At 69.7% G+C, this 10,257-nt stretch carries 8 protein-coding genes; 2 read left to right on the forward strand and 6 right to left on the reverse strand.

The window, feature by feature from the left end; genetic code table 11:
• Nucleotides 1-24 precede the first annotated feature (24 nt).
• From VNO22_04035 to VNO22_04060, 6 genes are all read right to left on the reverse strand, one after another.
• On the reverse strand, nucleotides 25-1,374 hold the full coding sequence (locus VNO22_04035; protein HXG60523.1) for a sodium:proton antiporter: 1,350 nt from the start codon (nucleotides 1,372-1,374) through the stop codon (nucleotides 25-27).
• A 72-nt stretch (nucleotides 1,375-1,446) separates the two neighbouring features.
• Complete coding sequence (locus tag VNO22_04040; GenBank protein ID HXG60524.1) at nucleotides 1,447-2,904, reverse strand: hypothetical protein; 1,458 nt, start codon at nucleotides 2,902-2,904, stop codon at nucleotides 1,447-1,449.
• A 3-nt stretch (nucleotides 2,905-2,907) separates the two neighbouring features.
• On the reverse strand, nucleotides 2,908-4,200 hold the full coding sequence (locus VNO22_04045) for a hypothetical protein (GenBank protein HXG60525.1): 1,293 nt from the start codon (nucleotides 4,198-4,200) through the stop codon (nucleotides 2,908-2,910).
• Nucleotides 4,197-5,108, reverse strand: coding sequence for an ABC transporter ATP-binding protein (locus VNO22_04050; GenBank protein ID HXG60526.1), 912 nt, complete (start codon nucleotides 5,106-5,108; stop codon nucleotides 4,197-4,199). The genes VNO22_04045 and VNO22_04050 overlap by 4 nt, the downstream gene beginning before the upstream one ends.
• A gap of 73 nt (nucleotides 5,109-5,181) precedes the next feature.
• Entirely contained in the window at nucleotides 5,182-5,364 is a 183-nt protein-coding gene (gene rpsU, locus VNO22_04055) for a 30S ribosomal protein S21 (protein HXG60527.1), read from the reverse strand.
• Between the two features lie 79 nt (nucleotides 5,365-5,443).
• Nucleotides 5,444-8,965, reverse strand: a complete 3,522-nt coding sequence (locus VNO22_04060) for a hypothetical protein (GenBank protein HXG60528.1) — start codon at nucleotides 8,963-8,965, stop codon at nucleotides 5,444-5,446.
• A gap of 165 nt (nucleotides 8,966-9,130) precedes the next feature.
• On the opposite strand from VNO22_04060, the gene VNO22_04065 reads away from it, so the two are divergent.
• Nucleotides 9,131-9,988, forward strand: coding sequence for a hypothetical protein (locus tag VNO22_04065; protein ID HXG60529.1), 858 nt, complete (start codon nucleotides 9,131-9,133; stop codon nucleotides 9,986-9,988).
• A 49-nt stretch (nucleotides 9,989-10,037) separates the two neighbouring features.
• Nucleotides 10,038-10,257: small basic protein (locus VNO22_04070; GenBank protein ID HXG60530.1), on the forward strand; the 220-nt coding region annotated here is incomplete at its 3' end.

Consider the following 10,257-nt stretch of genomic DNA (forward strand, 5'->3'; position numbering starts at 1 on the left):
GGCGGGGGCGTCAAGGCGGGGCTCTCACGAGCGGAAGAAAAGCAGCGTCACGAGCCCGAAGAGGGGCAGGAGGATTCCGCAGGACCAGAGCATGTAGCCGAAGAAGCTGGGCATCCGGACCCCGTTTTCCTCGGCGATGGCCTTGACCATGAAGTTGGGGCCGTTCCCGATGTAGGTGTTGGCGCCCATGAAGACGGCCCCGCAGGAGACCGCCTTGAGAAAGGAGGCCCCCAGGGGATGGGCGGCCAGCGCGCCGAGGTTTTCCGCCGAGAGCGCGGCGCCCGTCAGCTTGTTGACGACGCCGGTGGCCAGCGTCGCAAAGGTGAGGTACGTGGGGGCGTTGTCGAGGAAGCTCGAAAGCGCCCCCGTCATCCAGAAGAACTGCCAGGGCCGGGTGAGCTGGATTTCGCCCGAAGCTCCCTTGGCCTCCAGGAACTTGAGGGCCGGCACCATCGTGATGAAGATGCCGATGAAGAGCGCGGCCACCTCGATGATCGGGTGCCAGCCGAAGCGGTTGGCCTCGCGGACCGGTCGGGGCGTAAGCGCCAGCGACAGCGCCGCCATGGCGAGCATGCCTCCCACCTGGACGGCCGCCTGAACGTCGTGGTGGGGGCTGATCGCGTGGCCGTACTTGCCCATGACGTAGATGACGCCGATCACGCCCAGGAGCCACAGGAAGTTGAGCCCGCCTTCCACGCGCAGGGGTTCGCGAATCTCTCCTGCTGAGGAGTTCGGGATCCCCTCCTTGCTCCGCAGGACGCTGTCCAGGACGTAGAAAAGAGCCAGGAGGATCCCGTTGACGAGGAGCCAGGGGAGGAGAAGCTGAAGGGTCCAGAAGAAGGGAACCCCCCGCAGAAAGCCCAGGAAAAGCGGCGGGTCGCCGAGGGGGGTGAGCATTCCCGCCCCGTTGGACACGATGAAGATGAAAAAGATGACCAGGTGGACGCGCCGCGCGCGCTTTTCGTTGGCCCGAAGAAGCGGGCGGATCAGGAGCATCGAGGCGCCCGTCGTGCCGATGAAGCTGGCCAGGATCGCGCCGACGCCGAGGAGCGAGGTATTGACCGCGGGCGTGCCGGCCAGCGATCCCCGCAGGTACACTCCGCCGGAGATGATGAAAAGCGAGGCGAGCAGCGCGATGAAAGCCACGTATTCGCGAAGGCTGTGGTGAAGCCACTCGCCTCCGTGTTCGGCGCGGAAAAGGAGATATCCCAGGACCGGCAGGCTGGCCAGCACCGCCAGCAGCAGCTTGTTCCGGTTCTTCTCCCAGAAGTGGCCGAAGAAGAGGGGGGTGATCGCGATGACGAGCAGGAAGGCGGCAAAGGGGAAAACCGTCCAGGTCGGAGGCGCCTGCTCCGAGGCCAGAGCCGTGATCATCGAAGTTCCTCCCGCTGCCCGGCGCCTCATGATAGGTCGTCCGGAAGGGACGTCAACGCTTTCTTGGCGGCGTTACGGCTCGATCGCGTACTGGATCGCGTAGCGCGTGTTGGAGGGCCAGGGTTCCGCCGCGTCGGCCGGTTCCACGGAGACCACGTACGTTCCGTGGGCCGGAAGCGCCCAGGCGATTTCCTGGCGGCCTCGAACGGAGGCGGTCTGGAGGATCTCCTGGCGTGAGTCCCGCAGGCGGACCTTGAGGGTGAGCGGCGGCGCGGCGATGCCCTCGTTGAGGCGCAGGCGCAGTTTCGGAGGGGGCGGAGCGGGCGCTCGGCCTTCCCCGGCGGGCGCCTCGATCCGGTAATAGTCCGCGTCGAGCCCGGGGGGATCGAGCGTCGCCAGCGCGTATTCGCCCGGCCGCAGGGGAGTCGCCTGGATCCACGAGTCGTTGCACTCGTACGGATCCTTGCCGCCGGTCAGCCTGAGCTTGAGGGCGTTCAGAGGCGCTTCCGGATCCCCGGCGCGCCAGAGATATCCCTGGTTGAGGAGCCCGAATTCCCCCACGACCGCCTGAAGCTCCTTCAGGAGCGCGCGGTCCCGTTCGGGCGCCGGGCGTTCGCGCGCCTCACGGTCCAGATCCACCAGGTGCGGGAGCCGCGCGTAGAACGCCTCCCAATCCTTGTAGATGGGGGAAACGGGGAAGGGGTAGGGCTTCTCCTGCATCGCTCGCACATGGGCCGCCCCGCGGCGGAAGATCTCCTTGGCTTCATCCCAGCGCCCCCGTCGCCACGCGTAGATCCCCTGAAGGTAAAGGCAGTGGTTGATGAAGCCGTCCATCGTGTCCGGATAAAGCATCAGGCCGACGAAGGTCCGGTACTGCTTGTCGGGGCGGGCGAACAGCTCGTCCCGAGCCCGCTCCAGCCAGAGGATCGCCAGCTCGAAGGCGCTGCGCGGGCGCTCCGGGCGGCGCCGGTCGGGCGGCAGGTCGGCCTGAAGTTCCTCGTCGGTCTCGATCCGCCGCAGCAGATCGAGGTCGAGAAATCCGTCCCGCCAGGCCGGCTTGTGAAAGAGGATCCAGGCCTGTTCCAGCTTGAGGTGCGGATTGTCCGGAAGGCGGGCGTTGCCCTGCCGGATCCACTGTAGCCCGAACCGGATCCATTCCCACGCCTTCTCGCGGTCGGTGAATCCGTTGGCGACGTTGTAGGCCGCGTCCCAGGCCAGGTACGACCACACTTCCGGGTTGCGGGGCTGGAAGTAGGAGATGAACGTGAAGATCTCCTTCTCCTCGTACCAGCGTCTTTCCTCCCGGACGGACTTGAGCCGGATCCAGAGCACGTCGATCGCCACGGCGCGGAAGGCGCCGAAGAAAAGCGACGCGACGTACGTGGGCAGCATGTCCCCGGGCGGCACGTCGGCCAGGTTCCGGTACCGGTCCTCCTCGATCTTCTCGGGCTGCCGGTCCAGGCCCGCCGACTGCACCAGGACCAGCGCGGCCAGAAGGGCCGCCAGGACCGCCCATCGGCGCGGAGTCATGGTCTATCCGAAGTCCCGGAAATAAAGAAGCGCCGTTCCGAGGATCGCCAGAACGAGGACGGGCGGCGCGGCCCGCCCGGCCGCCTCCGCCAGCTCGCCGCCGGAAACGGCGTGGTCTTTGAGGAGCCACCGCGAAAAATCGAAATGGGAAAAATCGGGGACGAGCGCCAGCACCGTCCGCGAGATGCGGGTCGAAGCCTTGAGAACCCAGGGGGGCAGATCCTCGGCGGGTCGGACGCGCTCCTCGCGGCCCGGAGCCTCCCGAAGGGTGAACTCGACGTCCCTCGCGGCCTCCCGGATGAACCCGTGGGCCGATCCCACGAGATAGACGAGGATGCCGAGCAGGATGCTGACCGGAGCGGAGACCCACGTTGAAGCCGCCAGAGTCACCGAAAGGACGATCAGGGATTGCAGGAGCACGAGGGCCATCCCTCGCGCGAAGTTCAGCTCGAAGCTCGACGGCTTGCGGTAGAGAACGACCGACCGGGCGTCCCCGGCGATCATGCCGTCGGCGTCGGCGGACCGGAAGGTCAGCTCCAGCGTTCCCGCGGGCTCGACGAGATCCGCGGGCACTTCGAAGAGGCGTTCCTCGTTCGTGTTGGCCGGGATTCGAAGCTCCTCGGCCCGGCCCGACGCGGCCCGGGCGCGGACGTGAAGGAGTCCCGCCGAGCGATACGGGTCCGTGGGCGAGCCGATCGTCAGGCGCGCTTCGACCCGGAGGCGTTCGGGGAAGTCGGCGCGGTTCAAGCCGCGGAAGGTCCAGACGAGGACGGCCTCGTCCGCCGCCGCGGCCGCCAGGCGGCCCGGTTCGTCGGGGTGGGGGACGCCCCGCGCGTGGGTGAAGGAGGCGGCCCGTTCCCGCGGGTAGGCCACCAGGGGCGGGAAGTCCTTCCCCGAGGTCCAGGACACGACCCGAAGGAAGAACACCGTGACGGCGCCCAACGTCGCCACGAAGATCGCCAGGAGGAGCGCGAATCCCGCGAAGCGGCCGAGAAAGACGAGCCCTTTGGGGACGGGCTTGGTGACGACGAGAAAGATCCGCTTCTGTTCGAAGTCCCCGGGAAGCGAAAACCCCGCCAGAAAGAGGGCTACGATGGCGGTGAAGACCGCGGCCGCGCGGAGCGCCCAGATTTCCACGAGCCTCAAGCGCCCTTCCGGCGCCACGGAGGGGAAGAAGGCCACCGCGCTCAGGAGCGCCAAGGCGAAGAGGATGAGGACCGCGAACACCTTGCGGCGCCGCGCCTCCAGCAGGGTCATCGTCGCGATGGCCCAGAGCTGCGCCGCCCGGACGATCATGGCCGCGTTCCTTCCGGCGCGCCTCCGGACGGCTCCGCCTCCGGCCGCCGGTAGACCAGGCCGTCGCCGCTTTCCTGGACGGTGCGCAGGAAGACTTCCTCGAGGGTCTCCAGAAGCGGCTCGGCCCGGATCAGGGAGGCGCCTTCGGCGCGCGCGATCTCCTCGATCTTGCGCCGCGTCTCCTCCGACAGGTTCCGAAACGTCAGGCGCGTCAGGTCGCGCTGGACGAGGATGTCCCGGACCGCTCCGTAGACCTTGGTCTGTCCCTGATGGAGGATGGCGATGCGGTCGCAGATGTCCTGCACGTCGGCCAGGAGGTGGCTCGAAAGAAGCACGGTGGTGCCGCGCTTCTTGAGGTCCAGGATCAGGTCCTTCATCTGGCGGGACGAAATGGGGTCCAGGCCGCTGGTGGGCTCGTCCAGAATCACGACCTCCGGCTCGTTGATGAGGGCCTGGGCGAAGGACACGCGGCGGACCATGCCTTTGGAATACTCGCGCAGGGGCCGCCGGCGGGCGTGCTCGAGCCCGAACCGCCGGATGAGCTCGTCGGCGCGCCGGCGTCGCGTGGCGCGGTCCAGGTGAAAGAGCCGTCCGAAGAAATCCAGCGTCTCGTCCGCGTCGAGCCAGCGGTAGAGGTAGGATTCCTCGGGCAGGAACCCGAGGCGCGCCTTGACGGAGACGTCGTGGGGAGGCTTGCCGAGGATCCGCGCGGAGCCGGAGGTGGGGAAAATGAGACCGAGCAGCAGCTTGAAGGTGGTGGTCTTGCCGGAACCGTTGGGGCCGATCAGGCCGAAGACCTCTCCGCGCTCGATCGAGATCGAGAGCGAGTCCAGGCCCTTGTGCTTGGGACGGCCCCAGAAATCCTTGTAGACCTTGGTGAGCCGGTCGGTCTCGATGACGGCGGTCATGGCCCCCGTTCGCCCGACGAAAAAGGCCGCGAGGGGGGATTCCCCCGGCGGCCCGGCGCGCCGCGGCGCGACGTTAACGCAGGTTGGCTTCCTTCTGCAGCTTGCGCAGGAGCTGCCGCTCCTGGCGGCGGCGCTTCTCGCTGGGCTTCTCGTAGGAGGCCTTGCGCTTGATATCCCGGGTCAACCCTTCCTTCTCGCACGCCTTCTTGAAGCGTTTGAGGAGCTGGTCCAGGGACTCGTTCAACCGGGCCTTCACGCGGATCAAGTCTGCACCTCGCTTTTCAGGAACCGACCGGCGTCATTATAGCGGCCTCCGAAGCGCGGGCGCAACACTTTCACGACCGGACCCGGTCCCAGAGATGCCGGGCGAAGGACATCCGCTGCCGGATCTCCGCTTCCAGCGACGCGGGCGACGCGTATCCCATCGCGCGCACGAGCGTCCGGAACTCCCTTTCGGTGGCCGGGGGGATTCGGGCGTCCCCGGCATGGCCCCGGGCGGCCCGCAGGGCGTCGATCAGCCGGCGGAGGAAGAGATACGTTTCCGAAAGCCCGCGGGCTTCTTCCGCGCGCAGGTGTCCTCCCCGGGCCAGCCGCGCGATCGCCTCGAGCGTCCCGGGAACCCGCACGGAAGGATCGGCCGCGCCCGCCTCGATCTGGCGGGCCTGGACGAAGTACTCGACATCCACGAGCCCTCCGGGGCTGTACTTGGCGTCCGCGACCCCCGCGGGCACGAGCTCGGCCGCCTGCCGCCGCCGGAGGTGCAGGAGGTTGGCGTAGTCGAGCGGCCGGCCCGAGTAGACGAAGGCGTCGCGGGCTTCGACGAGCGCGCGGGTCAGGGCGGGAGGGCCGGTCACCGGGCGCAGCTTCACGAGCGCCAGGCGTTCGAACGGCCGGGCCGGGCCGTCCGGCGCGTAGTACGCCCGGAAGCCCGAAAGCGACGTCGCCCGCGAGCCCGCGTCTCCGTACGGCCGCAGGCGAAGATCGATCTGAAAGCTTCCTTCGCGCCGGGCGCGGATCGAAGCCACCAGCGTTCGGACGAGCTCCTGGAACCACGCGTCCGCCCCCTCCACGGAATCGTCGTAGACGAACACGAGATCGAGATCCGACGTCAGGCCGAGCTCGCGGCCGCCGAACTTTCCGAGCGCCGCCACGCTCCCGGCGGCCCCCCGCGGAGGGCGCATCCGCGCGCGCAGTTTCCTCGCCGCTTCCGCGAGCGCGCGCTCCACGACCGCGTCCGCGAGGTCGGAGAGCGACTCCATGAACTCCGGGAATCCGCACCGGCCGGTGATGTGGCGCACGTCCAGGCGGAACATCTCGCGGTCCTTGAAGTCGTTGAGACGCTCCAGCGCCTCGTCGGGGTCCCGGGCCCCGGCGAGCGCCCGGGCGAGGTCCCGCCTCAGGCGCGCGCGCGACGTCCTGCGCTCCAGCGCGGGGACGTTGCGCACCACGGGGAAGAGATTCTCGTGCTGGACGAGGAGAAAGTCCTCCCAGAGAAACCGGCTCACGCCGAGGAGCGCGGCGATGGTGGAGAGGACCGACGGAGATTCGAGATCGCGGACCTCGCGGACCCAGTCCGGCCGGGCGAAGATCTGGTGGAGGAGCGCGGTGAACTGGCGCAGCGCCTGGGCGGGATCCGGCGAGCGCGGCAGGAGCTGCATGAACTGCTGGACGAGCGCGGCGGCCACGCCGAGCGCGTCCGACGCCCGAGGGCCTTCGATCCGCCGTCCCTCAAGGTCGGTGACCCAGAAGGTGTCGTAGACCTCGTCTTCGAGCGTGCGGATGACGGCGCGCTCGACGCGCAGGCGCAGGGCCGAAAGGGCCGTGGCGAACTCGAAGAGGAATCCGAGGGTATCGGGGGCGCGAAGCTGGAGTTCCGTCTCGCGCGCGGAGGGATCGTTTCGCAGCTCGATCCGCAGGCCGCCGGAGGGACGTTCGGGACCGGCCTGCGCGCGCGCCGTCTCGCCCACCCGGTCGATCACCCGGTCGAGGGCGCCCTGGGCGTCGCCCGCCAGGGCCTGGCCGACCCGCTCGGCCAGGTCGCGGCGGAACGCGTCCCAGAAGTCGGGCGGCGCGTCGTCGGGAAGGGCGACCTCGAAGAGGGCCAGGGTTTTCCGGCCCACGTCGCGGGGCCGCCGGGTTTGCGGAGAGGTTTCCAGGCGGGCGAAGTCGCCGCTTTCGATGTTGGCCCGGCGGGCGGCCAGGAGGCCCGAGACGAGCGCGAGCAGTCCGGGCGGATCGGCGGCGGCCGCCGCCACCGTCCAGCGCCTCCCGGCTCCCTTCCAGGCGCGCACCTCCAGGTCTTCGGGGCGTTTCACGGCGGCCAGGGCGTCCGCCGCGCGGGCGAGCGTGGCGTCGTCGAGGCGTTCTCCGGCGGGACGCAGGCGGGACCGCAGATCTTCGACCGGCGCGGAAGGAGGGGCGCTCGAAAGGACTCCTCCGAGAAGGCGCTCGAAGAGCGCGCGCACGCGGCGCGCCCGCGCCTCGTAGGCGTCGAGCAGGCGCTGGGCCGCTCCGGGGCCGCGGAACCCGAGCGTGCGCGCCAGGCGCGCCAGATCCTCCTCCCGCTTGGGGAGCCGGTGAACCTGGCGGTTCTCCATGAGCTGCAGGCGGTGCTCGACGGTTCTCAGGAACACGTAGGCTTCCCGCAGCGCCTGGGCGTCCACCGGGGCCACGCGGCCGGCCGCCTCGAGACGCTCGAGGGCCTCGAGCGTATGGCCTCCCAGCACGTCCGGACGTTCGAGGCCGGCTTCGAGCTGGAGGGCCTGGACGATGAACTCGACGTCCCGGATGCCTCCCGGCGCCAGCTTCACGTGGCCTTCGGAGTGTCCGCGCTCGTCGAGCTGTTTTTCGATGCGCAGCTTCAGCCGCCGGACTTCCTGGCGCGCCGCGGGGCCGTCGCGCAGGAGGAGGGGCGCGATCCGCCGGAGGAACCGGCGGCCGGCGGCCGTGTCTCCGGCGACGGCGCGGGCCTTGAGCATCGCCTGGCGCTCGGCCGGCCGGGCCTTCGCGGCCAGATATTCCTCCGCCCGGGCCGCCGCGGGCGCCAGTTCCCCTTCGCTCCCGTACGGCCGCAGCCGGAGGTCCACGCGGTAGACGACCCCTTCGACGGTGCGCTCCCCGAGCGCGCGCACGAGCGCGCGGGCCGCCCGGGCGGCCGCGGGCGCGTCGGCGGCGCGGCGCGCCAGAAAAAGGAGATCGATGTCCGAGCTGTAATTGAGCTCGCGCCCGCCCCACTTGCCCAGAGCGACGACCACGAGCCCCGCCGCGTCTTCCGAGGCCGCGGCGAGAGCCAGGCAGCGTGCGACGAAGGCGTCGGCCAGATCCGAGATCCCGCGCACGATCGCGGAAAAGTCCGCCAGGCCCAGGAGATCCGCCGCGCCGATGCGGAAGATCTCCCGCCGGTGGACGCGCCGCGCCGCCTCGAGCTTTTCCTCCACGGACTCGTAAAGCGCGCCCACGCGTTCGAATTCCGCCAGAAGTTCCGGGGCCGCGCGGAAGCGGACGAGCATTTCGGGATCGCTGAGGAAAGCCAGGTGGTCCGGCTGGCGCACGAGGATGTCGGCCAGGTAGCGGCTGGAGGCCACGACGTGGACGAATCGGTCCAGAAGCGCCGGGTGGTCCTGGAAGGAGCGGTAGAGCGGAAGACGCGCTCCGCGGGCCTCGACGAAGCGCGCCAAGTGAAAAAGCGCGGCGTCGGGATCCGGGCTTTCGGCCAGAGCGTCGCGCAGGATGCCCGAGAGGCGGGCGAGGGCGAGCATCTCGGCCGTGTCCGTGAAGAGCTCTTCCAGGCGCTTCCGCGCGGTCTGCGGGTCGCGGAATCCGGAGGAGGTCAGGAGTTCCTCCAGGTCGGGCGGCATGGGGACGCGCATCGGGACCGGACAGCATAACACAAGGCGGGATCTGGACAAATGCGGGAGGCTGGGGTATAGTCCCTTTGACGGAGAGAGGGAGATGGACCTGCCCGCCGACGTTTTCTCCATCGCCTAAACTCTCCGCGCGTTCGTTCCCGGGAGAGAGGGACCATGAAGAGCAAGGGCAGCCCCAGTCTCTACGAAGTTCTCAAGTCCGCGTCCCGGCCCTCCGGCGAGGGTGCGCCCGCCGCCTCGGCCCCGGCGGGAGGCGCTCCCTCCCCGGGCGGAGGCGAGTCCGGGCCCACGCTTCAGGAGCGTCTGGCCGCCTACAAGGCGGCCAAGCTGGCGGAGGCGCAGGCCGCGGCGGTGGCCACGGAGGCTTCGCCGCCGCCGCCGACTCCGGCGCCCGAGCCGGCGGCCGCGACGGTGGTCGTATCTCCGCCGGCTGTCCGTTCGGAGCCGGTTGCGCCGCCCGCGGCGCAGGTGGGAGCTTCCGAGGAGAAAACTTCGGAGCGGGGTCCGGCGCCCGAGGCCGGGCCCGGGCTGGGGGAGCGCGTCGTCACCTTGACCTATAACACTCTCGCGTTTGCGGCGCTCGTCGGGGTGGGGCTTCTCTTCGTGGCATATGCCCTGGGAGTGAAGGTCGGTCGCGCGCGCGCCGCGGAGGCCGCCGCGACGGAAACGGTTCGTCCCGCGCCGCCGCCGCGCCCGCCGGCGCCTCCCCCCGCGCCGCCCAAGCAGTACACGATTCGGCTGGCCGAATGGCGCTATGCGACTCCGCGCGACCGGGTCACCGCGGAGGCGGAGGCCGAGGATCTGCGCAAAGCCCTCGAGCGGGCCGGCTACCGGGGCGTGGAGAAGGTGAAAATCGAGCGGGCGGGAGAACCGCGGCTGGCGCTCTACATCGACCGCCTGACCGATTATGCGAGTCCCGCGGCCCGCGAGCGCCTGGCGGCGCTTCAGAAGTTCCGCCTGCGCAACGGGACGGCGCCCTTCGCGGCCGCCGCCTTCGAGGAGGTGCCGAAGTAGCGTTTTTCCTTGATTCCGCCGGGGGGATCGCGTATCTTCCGCGCTCGCCATGTCGATTCACAAAAGCCTGAGGACCGCCGGTAAGCTTCGCCGCCACCGCAACGTGCTGACGCGCGCTGAGCGTCTCGAACTCCTGAAGAAGGACGGGCGCTGGAAGGAAGAGCAGTCCATTTTCGGCCTTCCGAAGGTGCGCAACATCATGATGAAGGCCAAGAAGAAGAAGGAAGAGGCGGCCGAGGCGGCGGCGGCTCCGGCGGCGGCCGGGGCGG

This window comes from Planctomycetota bacterium, from assembly GCA_035574235.1.
Lineage (GTDB): Bacteria > Planctomycetota > MHYJ01 > MHYJ01 > JACPRB01 > DATLZA01.

Excerpts from the sequence above, each read along its gene's own strand:
- VNO22_04045 (HXG60525.1), bottom strand. The coding sequence starts at position 4,200 with ATGATCGTCCGGGCGGCGCAGCTCTGGGCCATCGCGACGATGACCCTG.
- VNO22_04035 (HXG60523.1), bottom strand. The coding sequence starts at position 1,374 with ATGATCACGGCTCTGGCCTCGGAGCAGGCGCCTCCGACCTGGACGGTT.
- VNO22_04040 (HXG60524.1), bottom strand. The coding sequence starts at position 2,904 with ATGACTCCGCGCCGATGGGCGGTCCTGGCGGCCCTTCTGGCCGCGCTG.
- VNO22_04065 (HXG60529.1), top strand. The coding sequence starts at position 9,131 with ATGAAGAGCAAGGGCAGCCCCAGTCTCTACGAAGTTCTCAAGTCCGCG.
- VNO22_04050 (HXG60526.1), bottom strand. The coding sequence starts at position 5,108 with ATGACCGCCGTCATCGAGACCGACCGGCTCACCAAGGTCTACAAGGAT.
- VNO22_04060 (HXG60528.1), bottom strand. The coding sequence starts at position 8,965 with ATGCCGCCCGACCTGGAGGAACTCCTGACCTCCTCCGGATTCCGCGAC.